Source organism: Streptomyces sp. HNM0645 (assembly GCF_030056615.1).
Lineage (GTDB): Bacteria > Actinomycetota > Actinomycetes > Streptomycetales > Streptomycetaceae > Streptomyces > Streptomyces marianii.
Window position 1 is genome coordinate 1 of the sequence record NZ_JASHLT010000019.1, and the last position, 18,558, is coordinate 18,558.

13 protein-coding genes and 2 pseudogenes are annotated in these 18,558 nt (G+C 72.5%); 12 read left to right on the plus strand and 3 right to left on the minus strand.

Annotation, left to right across the window (positions count from 1 at the left end; all coding sequences use genetic code 11):
- Positions 1-640 precede the first annotated feature (640 nt).
- Positions 641-2,029, minus strand: coding sequence for an AfsR/SARP family transcriptional regulator (locus QMZ92_RS15820; RefSeq protein WP_283298020.1), 1,389 nt, complete (start codon positions 2,027-2,029; stop codon positions 641-643).
- Between the two features lie 172 nt (positions 2,030-2,201).
- On the opposite strand from QMZ92_RS15820, the gene QMZ92_RS15825 reads away from it, so the two are divergent.
- The 11 genes and pseudogenes from QMZ92_RS15825 to QMZ92_RS15875 all read left to right on the plus strand — a co-directional run bounded on the left by QMZ92_RS15825 (position 2,202) and on the right by QMZ92_RS15875 (position 16,169).
- Positions 2,202-2,399, plus strand: a complete 198-nt coding sequence (locus tag QMZ92_RS15825; RefSeq protein ID WP_283298021.1) for a hypothetical protein — start codon at positions 2,202-2,204, stop codon at positions 2,397-2,399.
- A 68-nt stretch (positions 2,400-2,467) separates the two neighbouring features.
- Entirely contained in the window at positions 2,468-3,316 is an 849-nt protein-coding gene (locus QMZ92_RS15830) for a hypothetical protein (protein WP_283298022.1), read from the plus strand.
- Positions 3,313-4,452 carry a cyclophane-forming radical SAM/SPASM peptide maturase GrrM/OscB gene (gene grrM, locus QMZ92_RS15835; protein ID WP_283298023.1) on the plus strand — a complete coding sequence of 380 codons (1,140 nt, stop codon included), beginning with the start codon at positions 3,313-3,315 and terminating at the stop codon, positions 4,450-4,452. The genes QMZ92_RS15830 and grrM overlap by 4 nt, the downstream gene beginning before the upstream one ends.
- Positions 4,449-6,062, plus strand: coding sequence for a hypothetical protein (locus tag QMZ92_RS15840; protein WP_283298024.1), 1,614 nt, complete (start codon positions 4,449-4,451; stop codon positions 6,060-6,062). The genes grrM and QMZ92_RS15840 overlap by 4 nt, the downstream gene beginning before the upstream one ends.
- A gap of 300 nt (positions 6,063-6,362) precedes the next feature.
- A complete protein-coding gene (locus QMZ92_RS15845) occupies positions 6,363-9,053 on the plus strand; it encodes a bifunctional acetate--CoA ligase family protein/GNAT family N-acetyltransferase (protein ID WP_283298025.1) in 2,691 nt (896 codons plus the stop codon).
- A gap of 657 nt (positions 9,054-9,710) precedes the next feature.
- A complete protein-coding gene (locus QMZ92_RS15850; RefSeq protein WP_283298026.1) occupies positions 9,711-10,589 on the plus strand; it encodes a universal stress protein in 879 nt (292 codons plus the stop codon).
- Positions 10,590-10,799: 210 nt separating this feature from the next.
- Positions 10,800-11,125 (plus strand): annotated as a pseudogene (locus tag QMZ92_RS15855) (pyruvate formate-lyase-activating protein); the annotation flags it as partial.
- A 230-nt stretch (positions 11,126-11,355) separates the two neighbouring features.
- A complete protein-coding gene (locus QMZ92_RS15860) occupies positions 11,356-12,579 on the plus strand; it encodes an arginine deiminase (protein ID WP_283298027.1) in 1,224 nt (407 codons plus the stop codon).
- 63 nt (positions 12,580-12,642) lie between these two features.
- On the plus strand, positions 12,643-13,644 hold the full coding sequence (gene argF / locus QMZ92_RS15865; protein WP_283298028.1) for an ornithine carbamoyltransferase: 1,002 nt from the start codon (positions 12,643-12,645) through the stop codon (positions 13,642-13,644).
- 33 nt (positions 13,645-13,677) lie between these two features.
- Complete coding sequence (locus tag QMZ92_RS15870; protein ID WP_283298029.1) at positions 13,678-14,631, plus strand: carbamate kinase; 954 nt, start codon at positions 13,678-13,680, stop codon at positions 14,629-14,631.
- Positions 14,628-16,169, plus strand: a complete 1,542-nt coding sequence (locus QMZ92_RS15875; protein WP_283298030.1) for a YfcC family protein — start codon at positions 14,628-14,630, stop codon at positions 16,167-16,169. The genes QMZ92_RS15870 and QMZ92_RS15875 overlap by 4 nt, the downstream gene beginning before the upstream one ends.
- A 583-nt stretch (positions 16,170-16,752) precedes the next feature.
- Here the strand turns inward: QMZ92_RS15875 and QMZ92_RS15880 are convergent.
- Together QMZ92_RS15880 and QMZ92_RS15885 are read right to left on the minus strand one after the other, a co-directional pair.
- Positions 16,753-17,547 (minus strand): ribosome hibernation promotion factor, encoded by a 795-nt coding sequence (locus QMZ92_RS15880; protein WP_283298031.1) that lies wholly within the window; start codon positions 17,545-17,547, stop codon positions 16,753-16,755.
- A gap of 226 nt (positions 17,548-17,773) precedes the next feature.
- The gene (locus QMZ92_RS15885) at positions 17,774-17,968 is read right to left on the minus strand and encodes a hypothetical protein (protein ID WP_283298032.1); all 195 of its coding nucleotides are present in this window, start codon (positions 17,966-17,968) and stop codon (positions 17,774-17,776) included.
- Between the two features lie 259 nt (positions 17,969-18,227).
- Between QMZ92_RS15885 and QMZ92_RS15890 the strand changes: the two are divergent.
- Positions 18,228-18,519: pseudogene (locus tag QMZ92_RS15890) on the plus strand (bifunctional acetaldehyde-CoA/alcohol dehydrogenase); the annotation flags it as partial.
- Positions 18,520-18,558 lie beyond the last annotated feature (39 nt).

The following is an 18,558-nucleotide window of genomic DNA, read 5'->3' on the forward strand; positions in this document are numbered from 1 at the left end:
TCCGCGAGCAGACCTTTGGCGATTTCATCCCAGAACGCTGCTTCGATATGACGCTGAAATTTCGGATGCCCCGGAGACCTCAACTTTGGCCGTATCGCCCGATCGGCTCCCTGCTGACGACGAACCATCCCACACCTCGCTGATCATGAGGTGTTGCGACGACCGATTGAATCCGCCCAGTGATCCCCCGTCCCCCTGCCGCCGGTGCTGGGGCGCGAGACGGATCCGGCGGTCCAGGTCGGGCTCGCCCGGGAACTCCTGGGCCGGGCCGCCGCCGAGGAGAACGGCCGTACACCGCCTCCGCCATGGCGCTGCTGGACGCGGCCGCGTTCCGCGCCGCGGAACCCGAACACCGAGCCGATCTGACGAGCCTGCTCGGTGCCGCGCACCGGCAGCGCGCCCACGCGGTCCCGGTCGTTGACCCCGCGGACCTGGAACGGGCCGTGTCGCTGAGCCGCGCTGCCGTCGCCTCGGACGCGGAGCCGGCCCGGACCACCCGTCGCGGAGCGAGGTCCTCCAAGGCTGTGGCGGCATCGCGCCGTTCCCCGGCGTGGCCGCCGCGGAGGGCGAGCGCCAGGGTGTCCACCGACCGGCACCTCCTGCCACGCCGAGGCGGGCAGGCGCCACGCAGGGACCTCGTTCAGCGCCTCGACGGCGTCGGCGCGGGCAGCGTCGGTTTCGGCCGCCGCCGCTGTTCCCGCGTACCCGGACATGGCGGTGGCTCCTCCTGCTCATGGAGGAATGTCGCGACGGCCGTCGGCTCGACCCCGGCGACGGCTTCGGGGCGTACCACGAGGCGTAGTTCGGGGCACACCGTGCCGATGCGGGACCGGGCCAGGAACGAGCGCACGACCGATGCCAGCGACTCCCGCGCCCCCAGTCCGTCGACACGCGCGAGCCCGGCTCCGACGAGCCCGATGGCCACGGGGCGGCGCCGCCCGTGCCGGGCAGTGTGCTCCCACAGGCGTTCCAGGCCGTGCGCCAGCTCCTGCGAGGAGGACCGGGCGGCCAGGTCGTTGCCCATGCGGCTGTAGGCGACGCCGAGGATCTGCTGGTCGCCGGCCCACAGGGTGACCACCGTGCCCAGGGGGTAGCGGGTGAGCTTGCCGAGCCTCTTGCTCGACCTCGACTCCACGGACACCGGCGGGACGTGCCGCAGTTCCCGCCGCAACTGGCCGTCGAGGCGCCTGCGGTCCCCGTCGAACAAGGTGTGCAGCAACTGGCCCTGGAGACTGTCGCGGTGGATCACCCGGTCGTCCGTGGCGGTGTCGAAGGTATCGGTGAACCCGATCACCAGGTCGGCGTCCGACTGGTCGAGGAGGTTGCCGGAGACCAGCGCCACCGAGGTCCGCAAGGCCGGGAAGTCGTGCCGCGCCAGCACCGCGGCCGTCTCGCGCACACGGCCGCGCAACTGCGACACCGTCCGGTCCAGAGCGCGGTCCCCGGGCAGCGACTCGACCAGCTGTTCCGCGACGACGAGCGCCGCGGCGCTGTCTCCCACCGCGGTGTGGGCGCGCACCAGTTCGCGCTGCGCCGTCTCGCGCAGGGCGCGTAGGCGCGCGACCGGTTCGGCGGCGAACGCGTAGCCCTCCACGTCCCGGAGGGGGCGGTCCCGCCACAGGTCCAGGGCGTGTGCCAGGCTGCCGATGGCCGAGGCGGGCGGGAGCCGCAGGGCGTCGCGGACCAGTTCCTGGAACCGCCACAGGTCCAGCTGGTCGCTCTGCAGTGCCAGCCGGTACGTGCTCACCCGCCCCAGTTCGGTGACGATTGCGCCGGAGTCGTCACCACTGCCCCGGCCGAAGAGCCGACGCAATATCAGGACCCGTTTCTGCACGGCCACCCGGTCGCCGCGTCGCAGCGGAGGCACCGTCCCCCAGACGTCGCGCGCCACCTCGTCCACGGAGACCGGCTCTCCCCCGGCTACGGCGAGCCGGGCCAGGACGGCGGTGGCCAAGGGAGGCGGGGTGACGGCCTCGCCGCCGCAGAACACCCGGGTCCTGCCGAACAGAGTCAGTCGCAGATCGTCCACGTCGCCTCCGCGGTCGCCCGTCACTGCTCAGCGCCGCGCCAGTCTAGCGATGCGTCGGGAGACGGCGGTAGCGCAGCGGAAGCCAATGGGAAGCAGCCCGGCGCTTTCGGCGGAAGCAGCCGCACACGTTGACTCGGAGCACCAACCGGCAAGTCGAAACAAGGAGTTGAAGATGTCCACGATCGAGCGCAACACCGACCTGGCCGTGCGGATGGCGGCCGTCGCCGACACGGCGGGCATCCCTCTGTCGGTGTCCGCGGCCACCGGCGAGGTCAGGAGTGTGACGGACCGCATCGAGAGCCTCCGTGCCACGTACCCGGCCGCCGGTCGCGGCTCCTGCCTCTCCGGGTACTCCACCTGGGGCGACTGATCTCCATCGACCCATGTCCCGGGGCCGCGCACGGAGTGGCCCCGGGACCTCCCACAGCAGGAGTGCCCATGCTGAACACAGGTATCACCCTCTCCGTTCACTGCGAGGCCTTCCACCCGTCGGACGTCATGATCAGTTCGGGTACGCGCCGGCTGGCCGACGTACCCGGGATCGCTGCGGACCCGACGGCCGTCGTTCCCCGAGACGACTGGCGTCACCTCACCCCACCCGAGCGGGAGATGCTCGATCCCGCGCCGGCCACCCCGCTGAACCGGATGCTGACGGTGCTCGATCTGGACGCCGACTCGCTGAAGGCGTGCCGCGACGAACTGCTGCCGATGCTCGCAGCCGCCCGCGACGGCAACGCCGACGAACAGGCGGCGCAACGCGGCGCGGTCCTCGGACGTGTCCGCGAGCGCGTGCTGGACGCCGTCGGCCGCCGCGTCGGCGCACGCAGCACCCGCCAGGGAGCCAGTGACAGCGTGGTCCACCGCCACGGCCTCGTCTCGACCGCCTACAACTACGAGCAGCGCACCTTCATGGGGCTCCACCTCGACAACCATGAGGACTTCCCCCTGACCGAGAGGCACCGCTCTCTTCTCCTCACGGTGGCCAATCTGGGCTTCACCGACCGCTACGTCCACTTCGTCAATCTCCGCACGACCGATCTGATGCTGATGCTCGCCGCAGCCGGTCACACGGTTCCGAAGACCGGTCACGCCTTGAAGAACGCCTTCTTCGCGGCCTTCCCCGCCCACCCAGTGCTGCGGGTGCGGCTCAGCCCCGGCCAGGCGTACCTCGTCAACACCCAGGACGTGCTGCACGACGGCGCCACCAACACCGAGGGACTGCCGGACGTGTCGTTCCTGACGGCCAACCGGCTGACCCCCGCCGCACCGGTACGGGAGGTGCGATGACCTTGCCGCAGCATCCGACCGCACCCGCCCCCGGCCCGATACGGCAGGTGGTGCTGCAGTCCACCGGCTTCTGCAACATCGACTGCGCGTACTGCTACCTGCCCGACCGGCTCACGAGGACCGTGATGCCCCTGGACACCGTGCGTGCCACGGCCCGCGCGCTCTCCACCAGCGGTCTGCTCGCACCGGAGTTGGAGGTCCGCTGGCACGCGGGTGAACCGCTCACCGTGCCCAGGTCGTTCTACGCTCAGGCCCACGCACTGCTGCGGTCGGCTCTGGAGGACCGCACACGTCTGTCCTTCTCGCTCCAGACCAATGGCCTGCTGCTCGACGGCGCGTGGGCGGACTTCCTGCGGCAGGAGGAGATACGCGTGGGCGTCAGCCTCGACGGCCCCGCGCAGGTGCACGACGCGCACCGGCGCACCCGCAGTGGGGCGGGCACCCTGGCACGCGCCCTCAAGGGCGCATCCCACCTGGTGGAGGCGGGGCTGCCCTACGACGTCATCTCCGTCGTCACCCCTGCCACGCTCGCCCGCGCCGGGGCCTACCTGGACTTCATGGCGGAACTCGCCCCCCGCTCGCTGGGACTGAACCCCGAGGAGACCGAAGGGGGCAACGACTCCACCCTGCACCGGGCCGACAGCTTCGAGAGGGAGTACCGGGCCTTCCTGCGCCGCGTCGCCCGGTGGTCGGAGCGGACCGGCATCGAGGTGCGCGAGTTCGCGGCGATGCGGCGGCACGTCCTGCACCACACCCTGCCCGTGCGCAACACGCAGAACGAACCGCTGTCGATCGTCACCGTGGGAGCCGACGGCCGCGTGTCGTCGTTCTCCCCCGAACTGTTCGGCTGGACCAGCGCACGGTACGGGGACTTCGTGGCTGGCCGTGTGACCGACCCCGGGTTCCGCTTCGACCGCTGGCCGGACACCTTCCGGCAGCTGGCATCGGACATCGAGCGGGGACGGGCCGCCTGTGAGCAAACCTGCTCCTACTACGCGGTGTGCGGCGGGGGTGCTCCGGCGAACAAGTGGGCGGAGCGGGCGGACATGTCCGCCACCAGCACGGCGTTCTGCTCGCTCGGCGTCATGGCCGTCGCCGACATCGTGCTGGACGACCTCGAAACGGCGGGACGGTGAGCGTCCCGGCACCTCGGGCACCTCGGATCACCGTCCGCGGCGACTGCCCGCCGGACACCGAGGCCGCCATCCGTCGAGCGTTCTCGGACGGGCAGGTCGACGCCTCCCGCGCCGCTGCCCTCGTCGACCTGCCGGGGCACTTCACCGCCACCGCCACGTTCCCGGACCGGGATGTGATCGTCACCTCCCGGTCGGGGGCCGTGGCCCACTACTACGACACCACCACGAGCGCGGCCCACGGGCCGAGCGTCACGGACGTGCTCGACCTCGCGCGCCGCGCACCGCGCTGGAACGCCGCAGCCCTGGCCGACCACCTGGTACACGGCCATCCACTGGGTGACACCACGCTTGACCGCGACGTCCGCCGGGTTCCGGCAGGGGCCGTACTGACCGCGGCCCTGCCACGCCCCGGCCTGCTGGTCGTGCCGCCGCGAACCCGTGAGCCCGAGCCGCCGCGGGCGGCCGCACGTACAGCCCTCACCGCACTGCGTGCGGCGGTACGGGACGCGGCACGGACGCCGTGCGCCCTCTCGATGTCCGGCGGTCTCGACGCCCGACTGCTGCTCGCCGCCCTGCTGGCCGACGGGATCGCACCGCGTCTGCTGATATCGGGCGTCGCCGGGTCGTTCGACCGTACCGTCGCCCTGGCGATCGCCCGGGACTTCGGCCTGCCCCACGATGTGCACACCGTGTCAGAGCCCACGCTCGTGGCCAGCGCCGACCGGGTCACGGCGGCGACGGACGGACTCCTGCCGATCAGCAATTGGGCGGGGATGGCACACGTCGCCGAAGCGGGCCGCACCGAGCCGGTGCTCTTCGGCTACCACGGTGAGCTGGCCAGGGCCTACCACCTGCCCGCCTTGGGCAGACACGCATGGCCCCGGACCGCGCGCCCCGCCGAAGAGGCCCCCACCTACCTGATCGAACGCGCGGGCGGGGATCCGTTCCTGCCGGGCGAGCGGCACCGGCTCGCGGACGAACTCCGGGAGGCCCTGCGGCCGGAGGCGATGGCGGAGCGGGTCCGGGCGGCGCTGCCGCGGGGAACCCTGCAGGGCACCCTGCTCGGGGCGTCGGAGGCGTTCTTCCGTACCCAGTACGGGCATCGCAAGATCGCCGCGAACCTGGCGGCCATCAGCACCTTCACCCACTGGCGGGTGCCCTTGCTCGCCCCCGGCTGGAGCGACGCCGTGCAGGCCCTGCCCCGCAGCTGGAAGCTGGGCGACCGCTGGCACCGCTGGGCCATCGGCCTGCTGTGCCCGGCGCTGCTGCGCTATCCGGAGGAGCGCTACGGTGCCGTGACCTCCCGCCGTCCCCCGCTCCGCTACTGGTTACGGGGACCCGCCCTACCGGACACGCCGTTCTACGCCGACCAGAAGCCGCTACGCGCCCCGGGCGAGCTTCTGGACGGCCTGGCCGTCGCTGATGCCTCGGCGCTGGCCCCCCTGCTGGATCCGGCCCTGGTGGGCGAGTTCGCGCGTGCGCAGGCGGGCGGGTCGGCGCGCCCTCACCTCTGCTTCGCCCTGAGCGCCCTCGCCGGGTGGGGCCGGACGGTGAGGCTGCCTCTTCGGAGTGGACGCCCTGACAAGGAGCGACGCTGCCAGGGGTCCTGAGTTCCCAGGCGCAGGGGCACGGCTGTGTGGGCGGGGCCGGCCGATGAAGGCGTCCAGGCAGCGACCGCGGTGTGGGCGTCGGAGGTCATCCGCAGGCCCCAGTCGTCGCGCCGGCGGAGTGCGGCACACGCCGTCATCGACGCGCGCTCGGCGGCCGCCATCGCACCACGCGCCCGGGGATGTGCCACCGCGGGTGACCGAAGGCCGGTCGGCCCTCGTCGCTGCCCCCGGTGGCCCCTGGGAGCCGTGCTGCCCGGGCCGGAGGCTGTTCACCAGCATCGGTGACGAGGAGGCACAGCCATGACCGAGTCGCAGCCGCCGCAGGTGCACGCGCTGCTCACCGACGGGTCGACCGTGCGGATACGGCGGGCAGGGCCGGACGACCGGGACGGGATCCTGCGCCTGTACCAGGAGATGTCGCCCGAGAACCTGCGGCTGCGCTTCTTCTCGACGAGCCGGCGTTCGGCCGAGATGGCCGCCGACCGCGTGTCGAAGCAGGACCGGACCGGCTATCGGGCGCTGGTCGCCGAAAGCGCCGACCGGATCGTGGGGCTCGCCGAGTACGAGGTGGTACGGGGCACTGCGACTGCCGAGATCGCGCTGGCGGTCGCCGACGGACACCACCACCAGGGGCTGGGGACTCTGCTGCTGGAACACCTCGTCGACGCCGCGCGTGGGGCGGGCATCACCACGTTCACCGCCGACGTGCTCTCCGACAACAGCGCGGTGCTCAAGGTCTTCACCGACCTGGGGCTTCGTGTCAGTCGGCGGTTCGAGGGGCCCGAGTTCCACTGCACCGTCGAACTCATCCAGAACGAGGAGTACTTGGCGGCCTGCGACGAGCGCGGCCGCCACGCCGACGCCGCGAGCCTGCGGCCGCTGCTGCGTCCCCGTTCCATCGCCGTGGTCGGCGCGGGTACGAAGCCGGGTTCCGTGGGGCGGGCAGTCCTGAGGAACATCCGCCGCGCCGGTTTCGCCGGACCGCTGCACGCCGTCAACCCGCACGCCCAGGCCGTCGAGCGGACCCCCTCCTACCCGTCGGTGACGGCCCTGCCCCAGCCGCCCGAGCTCGCCGTGGTCGCCGTTCCCGCGCGTGCCGTGCCCGAGGTGGCCGAGGAGTGCGGCAAGACCGGGGTGCGGGCGCTGGTGGTGCTGACCTCCGGTCTGGACGCCGAGCAGGCGGCGGCGCTGCTGGCCACCGTACGCCGGTACGGGATGCGTCTGGTCGGCCCGAACTGCCTGGGTGTCTCGAACACGGAGGAGCCCGTGCGCCTGGACGCCGCCTTCGCCGCGCACCGCCCGCTCCCGGGCACCGCCGGAGTGGCCGTCCAGTCCGGCGGCGTCGGCATCGCTCTGCTCGGCGGACTCTCCAGGCTCGGTATCGGGGTGTCCAGTTTCGTGTCTCTGGGCGACAAGTACGACGTCAGTGGCAACGACCTGCTCCAGTGGTGGGAGGGCGACGGCACGACGGAGCTGGCCCTGCTGCACCTGGAGTCGTTCGGCAATCCGCGCGCCTTCTCCCGCACCGCCCGCCGCGTCGCCCGGCGGATGCCCGTCCTCACCGTGGATGCGGGCCGCTCCGACGCCGGGCGCCGCGCCGCCGCCTCCCACACCGCCGCGGCCGCCACGCCGACGATGACCCGCCAGGCGCTGTTCACCCAGGCCGGGGTCATCGCCACGCGCGGCATCGGTGAACTTCTCGACACCGCAGCCCTGCTGCACTCCCAGCCCCTGCCGGCCGGGACCAGGGTGGCAGTGGTGTCGAACGCAGGAGGCGCCGGCGTGCTGGCCGCCGACGCCTGCACCGAGGCGGGCCTGACCGTGCCCGAGCTGCCCACCGAACTGGTCGCCGACGTACTGGAGCTTCTGCCCGACGGCGCCAGCGCCGCCAACCCGGTCGACGCGACCGCCGCCGCCGGGGAGGCGTCACTGCGCGCCTGCGTGGCACGGCTCGCGGCCCATGGCGGTGTCGACGCCGTCCTGGTGGTGCTGGCCCCCACCGCGATCTCCACGGCGACCGGAGACGATCCCGTCCGGGCGCTCACCCACGCCGCCCCGGTCAGTCGGTCGTGCACGGTCGCCGCGGTCCTCCTCGACCAGGCCGAGTCCGTCCGCCTGCTGCACACCGGGGGCGGCGGCGCCCTGCCCGCATACGCCGACCCGCAGGCCGCAGCCCGCGCCCTGGCCCACGCGGCAGCCCGAACCCGCTGGCTCGCCCGGCCTCCGGGCAGGATCGCCGAACTCACCGACGTGCACACGCCCGAAGCCGAGGCCCTTGTCGCCAGGTGCCTGGAGGCCGACCCCGGAGGCGGTTGGCTGGATCCCCGTACCGCCTCGGACCTCCTGGGCCACTACGGCATTCCGCAGCTGCCCTGGGCGTGGGCCGAGGACGAGGAAGCCGCCGTCATCGCAGCCGAACGGCTCGCCGGTCCCGACGGACGTGTGGTGATGAAGGCGTACTGGCCGGGACTGCTGCACAAGACCGAACACGGCGCCGTTCACCTGGACTTGCGGAACACGTCGCAGGTCAGAGCTGCCCACCGCGATCTCGTCACGCGCTTCGGCGATCTGATGACCGGCGTGGTCGTCCAGCCCCTCGCCGACCGCGGAGTCGAGCTGGTCGCCGGAGCCGTCCAGGACGAGGTCTTCGGCCCGCTGGTGCTGTTCGGCCTCGGCGGAACGGCGACCGAGCTCCTCGCCGACCACGCCGCCCGCCTCGCCCCACTGAGCGACCAGGACGTACGGGAACTGATCACCTCGCCGCGCTGCGCGCCGCTGCTCTTCGGCTACCGCGGCTGCGGCCCCGTCGACATCAAGGGGCTGGAGCAGCTCCTGCTGAGGTTGTCCCGCATGGCGTGCGATCTGCCGCAGCTGGCGGAGATCGATCTGAACCCCGTCGTGGCCCGGCCCGGCGGTGTCACCGCCCTCGACGTCCGCGTCCGATTGCTGCCACGGCGGGCCCGCGACCCGTACCTGCGCCGGCTGCGCTGAGTGCTTCGTCCGCCAGGCGGGGCAGCGTGCGGAAGGGCGGTGGTGGAGCGCGCCGGCGAGCAGCCCATCGGGTCGGACCTGACGAGCCGGATCGACGGATGGCCGGGGTGGTCGACAAGCTGACCTGCAGCCTCGACGACTCGCATCCGCAACCCGCCGAGCAGTCCCTGCACGGTGTCGCCCGAGGCCGGATGCGCGGGCCGCAGGGGAGCGGGGCGGTCTCGCGGGCCCGTACGAGCACGACCGGCCGGGCGGACGGGCCGAGTTGCCAGCACCACGGAACCGGCCCGGGACGGAGCGCCCCGACGCTCCGTGTGGGGGCGCGCCCCGTCCATGGCCGCCCGTGTTCCGACGTCCGCGTGCTCGCTGCACGCAGGCCGGACAGGGCGAGGCCGACGGCGTCTTCGGCGGGTGCACCCCGTCGTGGGTCGTGGCCGTCGGCCGAGCGCGGCCCAGGCGCAGCCGTGGTACTGCTCCGGGGAGCGCCCGGCACGGGGCAGGCAGCCGCGGGCCACGCGCCGGTGCGCCGCTACCGCCGTGCTTCGGGCTCGCGCGGGCCCCTCGGGCCCTCTGCGGGGACCTGTGGCCCCTCCTGCCCCGTGTCGGAGCCCGCCACTGTGGCGGCATCACGTCGTTCTCGGACTCGGAGGTCCCCAGATGCCCCGCACCGTAACCGTCGGACTCGACGGCTCGCGAGAGAGCATGGCGGCCGTAGGCTGGGCCGCGCGGGAGGCGCTCGCGCGCGGTCTGCCGTTGCGCATCGTCCATGTCTGGGACTTGGCGCCGGACGTGCACACGCCGCTCATCGGTCCGGACACGCGGCGCCACTGGGCCGAGCGCGCACCGCGCAAGGCCGCCGAGTGGGTGGGCAGGCACCATCCCGGGCTCGAGGTGGAGACGGTGCAGAAGTGCGGGGAGCCTGCCAAGGCCCTCTGCGAGGCCGCCGAGGAGGCCGATCTGCTGGTCCTCGGATCCCGGGGGCTCGGCGCTGTCACCGGCTTCGTCGTCGGGTCGGTGTCCTTGGCCGTCGTCGCCCACACCCCTCGCCCCGTCGTGCTGGTGCGGAGCCAGGGGCAGCAGGTGCCGGCCGCCGAGCTCCCGGCGGACAGCGGTGACGTCGTGCTCGGAGTGGACATCTCCCGTCCGTGCGACGAGCTGTTGGAGTTCGCCTTCGCCCATGCCCACCGGCACGGGGCCGGGTTGCGCGTGGTGCACAGCTGGAACTTCCCGTTGGCCTGGGGTCCGGATGCGGCGGCGGCTGCCGCTCTGCTCGAGGGCGAGGTGGAGGCGGCGAAGGCGGACGCCCTGGCCGCGGTGCTCCTTCCGTGGCGGCACAAGTTCCCCGAGGTGCAGGTCACCGAGGAGTGCCGGCTCGGCCGTCCCGCCTCCGATCTGCTGGCCGCAGCGCGCGACGCCCGCCTCGTCGTGGTCGGACGCCGCAACCGCTCGTCCTCGATCGGTGCGCACACCGGGCCCGTGGCGCATTCCGTCCTGCATCACTGTGCCGCTCCGGTCGCCGTCGTCCCGCACGACTGACGGCATGGCGGACCGGCGCCGCTGCCCGCCGCCCGGGTGGCGGCGCCGCGCGTGACGTCGTGTCACCGGCGGACACGGGCGGGCAGGCCAACGCGAGGGCAGCATCACGCGGCGCCCACAGGCCCCCGGCCACCGGGACCAAGGGCCCGGACGTGCCGGCCCCGCAGAGCCGGTCGGCGGTGTGCCGGGCTCCTGAGGGCCTGTGCCGGGACCTACCGCAGGCTCACCGGAGGCGCGCTGGCACCCACGCTCTCCTTCGCCGCACGCCTGAACCGGCTCGGCGTCCCCAGGTGGATCCGCTCCGTGCTCGCAGCGCGATGGACCGACGACGAAGAGGCCGTCGAGGTGCCGGCCGCCTTCGTCGCCGGGCTCGACAGCGTCGAACGCGTGGACGTCCTGCCCTTCCACGAACTGGGTGTCCCCAAGCACGAAGCCCTCGGCATTCCCTTCCCCCTGCGCGCCACCCCGCGCCGGACGGTCGGCTGGTGGAGCGGGTCCGGGGACGGTTCCGCGCCCACGGTCCGCGAGCGGACTGACGCGCCGGCCGGCCGCGGGCGGCGCAGGGCCGAAGGTCCCGTCCGGCCCGACGACCGGGCCAGGGACGACAGGTCCCGTACGGCCTCTGCGTGGGGACCGTCGCCGCCCCGTTCCGCACGGTCCGGGTGACACGGTCGGGGCATGGCCGAGCGTCGCGTCCGGCGGACGCGGCAGGAGCCCACCCGTCGCCCTGAGCGCAGTCCCGACCCCCACCGTGCCGAGGAGCACCATGTCCTTCCATGTCGATTCCGAGACCGGCCGGCTCAAGCAGGTGATCCTGCACCGGCCCGACCTGGAGCTGAAGCGTCTGACCCCGACGAACAAGGACACGCTGCTCTTCGACGACGTTCTCTGGGTCAAGCGGGCCCGGGCGGAGCACGACGCCTTCGCCGACACGCTGCGGGAGCGCGGTGTCCGCGTCCATCTCCTCTCCGACCTGCTCACCGAGACCCTGGCCCGGCCCGCTGCCCGTGCCCTCGTCGAGGACCGTGTCTTCGACGAGCGGGAGTTCGGCCCGCTCGCGACCGACCGCATGCGCGCGTTCTTCGACTCCCTGGAACCCGCCGAACTGGCCGTGTGCCTCATCGGTGGTGTCACGAAAGGGGAGTTGCTCGGGCGGATGGGCGCCGTGCCGAGCGTGCGGCTGCACGCCTTGGGGCCCGACGATTTCGTACTGGCCCCCTTGCCCAACCACCTGTTCACGCGCGACACCTCGTGCTGGGTGTACGACGGCGTGAGTGTCAACCCGATGAGGAAGCGGGCTCGGCGCCGCGAGACCGTTCACTTCGAAGCGATCTACCGGCACCACCCCCTCTTCGAGAAAGGGGAGTTCCAGCGGTGGACCGACGGGGAGGCTGCCTACCCGTCCACCGTCGAGGGCGGGGACGTCCTGGTCATCGGCAACGGTGCGGTGCTCATGGGAATGAGCGAGCGCACCACCCCGCAGGCGGTGGAGAGCCTGGCGTTGCGCATGTTCGCCGCGGGCTCCGCGCGGCGCGTGGTGGCGCTGGACCTGCCCAAGAGCCGCAGCTTCATGCACCTGGACACGGTGATGACCATGCTCAGCGGCGACACCTTCACCCGTTACGCGGGGCTGGGCATGCTGCCGTCCTCGACGATCGAGCCAGGCCCCGGCGGCCAGGGCCTGAAGATCACCGATCACGTGCCCGAGGAAATGGACCAGGCCATCGCCGACGCCCTCGGCCTCGACTCCATCCAGGTGCTCACGCCCAGCCAGGACGTCCGCTCCGCGGAACGGGAGCAGTGGGACGACGGCTGCAACGTACTGGCCGTGGAGCCCGGCGTCGTCGTGGCGTACGAGCGCAACGTCACGACCAACACCCATCTGCGCAAGAGCGGTATCGAGGTCATCACCATCCGGGGCAGCGAACTCGGCCGGGGCCGCGGCGGCCCGCGGTGCATGAGCTGTCCGATCGAGCGCGAACGGGTCTGACACACAGTCGACCTACCTCCGTACGACCCCTTTCCCCGTCGAGAACCAAGGAGCCGAGCCGGCATGGCCGTCGATCTGCGTCACCGTCCTTTCCTGAAGGAACTCGATCTCACCCCGTCCGAGTTCCGCCACCTCCTCGAACTGTCCGCGCAGCTGAAGGGCGCCCGGTACGCGGGCACCGAGGAGCCCCGCCTGCGCGGCAAGAACATCGCGGTCGTCTTCGAGAAGACCTCCACACGCACGCGCTGCGCCTTCGAAGTGGCCGCGCACCAGGAGGGCGCCCATGTGACCTATCTGGAGCCCTCCAGTTCGCAGCTCGGCCACAAGGAGTCCATCAAGGACACCGCCCGGGTCCTGGGGCGCTACTACGACGGCATCGAGTACCGCGGCAGCGATCAGCGCCTGGTGGAGGAACTGGCCCGGTACGCCGGGGTGCCGGTGTGGAACGGGCTGACGGACCAGTGGCACCCCACGCAGTCGCTCGCGGACGTGCTGACCATGTGGGAGCACACCGACAAACCGCTGTCCCAGGTGTCGTTCGCCTACCTCGGCGACGCCAGGAACAATGTCGCCAACTCCCTCCTGATCACCGCCGCGATGCTCGGCATGGACGTGCGCATGGTCGGTCCCCGGGCCCTGCACGGTGCCCCCGAGCTGGTGGCGCAGGCCCGCGGGGCAGCAGCACCCACGGGCGCGCGGATCACCGTGACCGAGGACGTCGCCGAGGGCGTGGCGGGCGTCGACTTCGTCTACACCGACGTGTGGCTGTCCATGGGGGAGCCCCCGGAGATGTGGGACGAGCGGATCGCCCTGCTCAAGCCGTACCAGGTGACCATGGACGTGCTCACGGCGAGCGGAAACCCGCGGGTGAAGTTCATGCACTGCCTGCCGGCCTTCCACGACAGCGACACCACCGTCGGCGCGAGGATCGCCGCTCGGACCGGGATGACCGCCATGGAAGTCACCGACGAGGTCTTCGAGTCCGCCCACTCCATCGTCTTCGACCAGGCGGAGAACCGTCTGCACACCATCAAAGCCGTCCTGGTCGCCACCCTCGCCGACTGATGCTCCACCTCCGCACCCCGTGAAAGGCATCCCATGCGCGTCGTCGTCGCACTGGGCGGCAACGCCCTGCTCCGCCGGGAGGACCGGCCGGACGCCGCCGTACAACTGGCCAACATCCAGGCGGCGGTAGCCGCCCTGGCGCCACTCGCCCACCGTCACGAGCTGGTGATCACCCATGGCAACGGCCCGCAGGTCGGTGTCCTCGCCCTGCAGAGCGCAGCCGACCACTCCCTGGCCCGTCCGTACCCTCTCGACGTCCTGGGGGCGGAGACCCAGGGCATGATCGGCTACTGGCTGCTGCAGTCCCTGCAGAACGCCCTGCCGGGCCACCAGGTCTGCGCCCTGCTCAACCAGACCCTCGTCTCCGCCGCCGACCCTGCGTTCGCCGACCCCGAAAAGTTCGTCGGTCCCGTCTACGGACGGGCCGAGGCCGAGCGGCTGGCGGCCGAACGCGGCTGGACGGTCAAGCAGGACGGCACGCGATGGCGGCGCGTCGTGCCCTCGCCCCGCCCGCAACGCGTCGTCGAGACGCGCCTGATCCGCCTGCTTCTGAACTCCGGTGCCGTGGCCGTCTGCGCGGGAGGCGGCGGCGTACCCGTCATCCGGGACGAGCGGGGACAACTCGCCGGCGTCGAGGCCGTGGTCGACAAGGACCTCACCGCAGCACTGCTGGCCGAGGCCCTCGACGCCGACGCGCTGCTGCTGCTCACCGACGTACCCCACGTCGAAACCGGCCACGGCACCCCCCAAGCGCAACCCATCGGCCGTACGACCCCGGCCCGGCTGCGCACGCACCACTTCCCCGCCGGGTCGATGGGCCCCAAAGTCGACGCCGCCTGCCGCTTCGTGGAACTGACCGGCGGCATGGCCGCCATCGGCGCCCTCGACGACGCGCAGGCCATCCTCGACGGCGCCACCGGCACCGTCGTCACACCCAGCGGCCGTCGAGGTGACGGCGGCCCCTACGCTCCCCAGGAACCGAGATGACCACCAGCAGCCCCAGCAACGTCTCCCCCGGGCCGGAGCCCGCGGAACAGGACAGCGACCCGCACGGTGCCCCCGCCGTCAAGCGCCGCTTCGCCTTCCCCTCGGCCTTCACCGTCCTGGCAGCGGTGACGGTGGGGGTGTGGGCCCTGACCTTCGTCATACCCGCCGGCCGCTACGACACCGAGGACGGCGGTCCGGTCCCCGGTACCTACCACCCCGTGGAGCTGACGACCGGGTTCTGGGACCGGCTCAGGGACCTCTTCCTCGCACCCGTCAACGGCCTGTACGGAGTCACCGACCCCGAGAGCGCACTCACCGCGCCTGGCGGCAGCGGCGACTTCGCCGGAGCGGCCGGGGTGTTCCTCTTCATCCTGGCGGTCGGCGCCTTCATCACCGTCACCATGCGCACGGGCGCTCTCACCCGCGGCGTCGCTCGTCTCGCGCACCGCCTGCGGGGCCACAGGACGCTGCTCCTCGTGGTGCTCCTGACGGTCTTCTCCCTCGGCGGCACCACCTACGGCATGGCGGAGGAAACCCTCGGCTTCTACGGACTGATGATCCCGCTCATGCTCACCCTGGGATACGACCGCATGGTCGCCGCGACGGTCATCATGGTCGGCGCCGGCGTGGGCACGCTCGCGTCCACCGTCAACCCCTTCGCCACCGGGGTCGCCTCCGACAGCGCGGGCGTCGGTACCGGCGACGGGATCGTCCTGCGGCTGGTGATGTGGGTCTGTCTGACGGCGCTGGCTGCGGCCTACGTGGTGCGCTACGCGCGGCGGGTCCTCGCGGACCCCGCCCGGTCACTCGTTCCCGTCACGGAGGAGGACCGCCTCCTCGGGAGCGACGCTCAGGAGGCCGAGCAGCTCACCGGCCGTCAGCGCACCGTGCTGTGGACCTTCGCGGGCACCTTCCTCTTCATGATTCTCGCCGTGGTCCCGTGGGCCGACCTGCACATCACCTTCCTGCCCACGCTGGGCTGGTACTTCCCCGAGCTCGCCGCCCTGTTCATCGTCGCGGCGATCGCCGTCGGCCTGATCGGCGGCCTGGGGGAGAAGGGCACGGCGACCGCGATCACCAGCGGGGCCGGGGACTTCGTCGGGGCGGCGGTCATCGTCATGCTGGCTCGCGGGGTCACCGTCGTCATGAACAACGCCGCCGTGACCGACACCGTCCTCGACGGCCTGCACAGCGCGGTATCCGGTGCGTCCTCCGGCATCTTCGGGATCCTGATGTTCCTCGTCAACATCCCGCTCGCCTTCTTCGTGCCTTCCTCGTCGGGGCACGCGGCCCTGGCCATGCCGATCCTCGCGCCGCTGGCCGACTTCGCGGGAGTCAGCCGGGCTCTCGTGGTGACCGCCTACCAGTCGGCCTCGGGCTGGGTGAACCTGATCACCCCGACCTCAGCCGTCGTCATGGGCGGACTGTCGCTGGCCGGGGTCCGCTACGACCGGTACCTGAGGTTCATGGCTCCGCTCATGGGGGCGCTGTTGGTGGTCATCGCCGGATTCCTCGCGATCGGGGCGACCCTGGACTGACGCGCGAGCGCGAGACGGCCGTGTCCGTGGCCGGCGACCGGGCCCCCGGTTGCCGGCCGTCCGCGCGTACGCCGGCACGTGCCTCGCGTCCGGCTGCCGCCGGAAGACGGGCGGCGCCCGCCGAGTCAGAGGGACGGGATCGGGGGGTTCGCCCCGACCCCGCACGCGGGGCTCCCTCGCCCCCTCCGGGCCCCGGTACGCGCGCCGGCTGCCGACTCCCTCCACGAACGACCCACCGCCGTTCCGCCCTCAGGGGGCGGCATCGGTGCCGGGCGGCGGCGGACGGGCAACCCGTCCGCCGCCCGCGGGGCAGAGCCCCGGCGTGCGAACGCGGCAGCGGGCGCGGGCCGAACGCAGCAGGGCCCGGAAGCGCCGTGACGGCGCTTCCGGGCCGGGACCCCGCCCTCGCGCGGACCGACGGGAGGCGGGTGCCGCCTCGGGCGGCACAGTCGGACAACGCGGTCGGGAAGGGCCGGTTGTGAGGGACGACGGCCGCGGGGGCGGTCGCGCCGGCGCGGCACAGCTCGTGCGGCGGGGCCGACGCGCGTGCCGGGCGGCGCACGCGGCGTGAGCCGCGGCAGTTCTACCGGGCGGGAGTGATCAACCCGTAGTGGCCGTCGCGCCTGTGGTACAGCACGCGTCCCCGGCCGGTGGCGGAGTCGGCGAAGAAGAGGAACGGAAGTCCGGTGAGACGCATGCGCCGGACGGCGTCGTCGAGGCTGCACTCGGGCACCGGAGCGGAACCCACACCCAGAAGGGGTCCGGCTTCGTGCGCCGGGCTGACCGCGCCCGCCGAGGCCACGCGATGCCGGCCGGTACGGCCGTCGCGGTAGACCACGCTGTCACGTCCCGACGCCATGTCGGTGAACAACCAGAAGTCGTAGCCCATGGACTCCATGTCGATGACGGCGTCCTCGGGTGTCTGCAGGCCCAGACCGAACGACTTGTGCCGCACGACGCGACGCTCCTCGGCCGGCTGCTGCCGGTCGGGGCGGCGCCCGTGACGGCGGTGCCCCCGCGACGCCTCCTCGGCGGCCGGACCCCCGCGGTGCTCCGAACCGACGTGCCGCCGGGTACGGGCCAGTCGTGCGGCCAGCCGGTCCTGCAGGAGGTCGACCGCCTCGAACATCGTGTCCGCGGCAACGTGAGCGCGCACCGGGCGCCCGTTCACGTCCACCACTGCCTGAGCTGTGGCCGGACGGCTCGCCGACGGGTTGGCCGCCTGGGTGAGCTGTGCCCGAACGGCCAGGACGGGCGAACTCACGTGCGCGATCGCCGCGAGCATCTTCTCCCGGGCGTAATCAGACGCGCCCTCGGGTACCGGCCCACGGCTGTTCACCAGGACGTCGACGATCGGACTGGACTTGAGACGGTTCATGGAAAGGCTCCTTCTCGGTCGCCCCCCAGCCTTGCTCCGGCCCGCCGTTCGAGGTCAGTGCCGTTCGGGTGGCCCCCCCGGGCCGACCTGTACCCGGTTGCCCGGCTTTCGCGGGCTGTTCGGCCACTCGGGAGGGCCCTTCGGTCCACAACCCGGGATTGCCGCACGCCTCTTGGCGGCGTTTCCACCGCTCTCCGTGGGTGGTCCGCACTCACGGAGACCATGCTCAGGGCGATTTCCCCGTCCCACCGCCCTGGCGTTCCGCGCTTGTGGCGGCAGCGAGTGCGATGACCCCGACGGCCATCATGATCAGTCCGACGAGCGGCCGGTCGGCGCTGCGCCAGTGCCAGTCCACGGCGAAGGTGAGGATGGCGCCGAAACCGATCGAAGTGATGGCGCCGATGGCAAGCAACCCCGCCATGGCACACCCCCTTAGTCTGTCGTCCACTGGACTCGGTGCCCAGTGCCGCCCTCACTGTTCCGAACGCTCCGGGGCGCTCCCAGGGGCCTGTTGACCCCTGAGCGCGCCATACGGCCCCGCCTGGCGGCGAGGGCGAGCCGCACCGGTCCTTCCCCTGCGCTGTTCCCGGGAGCGGAACTGAGCAGAGCCTTCCCCAGGGACTGTTGGAGGACCGGAGTGGTCCAGTTCGCCCCCATGGCCCGTGCCGCCTCCGCATCGACGGTACGAGAGCTACCGGGCGCCCGAACGCTTCCAGGACATCGCGCGCGCTCCGGGACTGCCGGCCGGCGCACCTGCCGAGGGGCGTGGCCTCCTACGCCACGGCGGTGGAGCGCCTGCGGGACGCCGTCGGTGTCGAGCCGTCGTTCCGAGGGGTCGGCATGGACGAGGAGACGTTCACGGCTGCCCTGCCTCAGCAGGCCCTCAACGCCTACGGGGACCGGTGTGCCCCGGTCAACCCCCGTGTGCCGATGCCCGATGGCATGGGGGACATCATGCGCGCGGCATTTTACGCCGATCCATCCCCCTGCCTCCCGTCTGGGCGCCGTCTT

Excerpts from the sequence above, each read along its gene's own strand:
- QMZ92_RS15825 (WP_283298021.1), top strand. The coding sequence starts at position 2,202 with ATGTCCACGATCGAGCGCAACACCGACCTGGCCGTGCGGATGGCGGCC.
- QMZ92_RS15830 (WP_283298022.1), top strand. The coding sequence starts at position 2,468 with ATGCTGAACACAGGTATCACCCTCTCCGTTCACTGCGAGGCCTTCCAC.
- grrM (WP_283298023.1), top strand. The coding sequence starts at position 3,313 with ATGACCTTGCCGCAGCATCCGACCGCACCCGCCCCCGGCCCGATACGG.
- QMZ92_RS15845 (WP_283298025.1), top strand. The coding sequence starts at position 6,363 with ATGACCGAGTCGCAGCCGCCGCAGGTGCACGCGCTGCTCACCGACGGG.
- QMZ92_RS15850 (WP_283298026.1), top strand. The coding sequence starts at position 9,711 with ATGCCCCGCACCGTAACCGTCGGACTCGACGGCTCGCGAGAGAGCATG.
- QMZ92_RS15860 (WP_283298027.1), top strand. The coding sequence starts at position 11,356 with ATGTCCTTCCATGTCGATTCCGAGACCGGCCGGCTCAAGCAGGTGATC.
- argF (WP_283298028.1), top strand. The coding sequence starts at position 12,643 with ATGGCCGTCGATCTGCGTCACCGTCCTTTCCTGAAGGAACTCGATCTC.
- QMZ92_RS15870 (WP_283298029.1), top strand. The coding sequence starts at position 13,678 with ATGCGCGTCGTCGTCGCACTGGGCGGCAACGCCCTGCTCCGCCGGGAG.
- QMZ92_RS15875 (WP_283298030.1), top strand. The coding sequence starts at position 14,628 with ATGACCACCAGCAGCCCCAGCAACGTCTCCCCCGGGCCGGAGCCCGCG.
- QMZ92_RS15880 (WP_283298031.1), bottom strand. The coding sequence starts at position 17,547 with ATGAACCGTCTCAAGTCCAGTCCGATCGTCGACGTCCTGGTGAACAGC.
- QMZ92_RS15885 (WP_283298032.1), bottom strand. The coding sequence starts at position 17,968 with ATGGCGGGGTTGCTTGCCATCGGCGCCATCACTTCGATCGGTTTCGGC.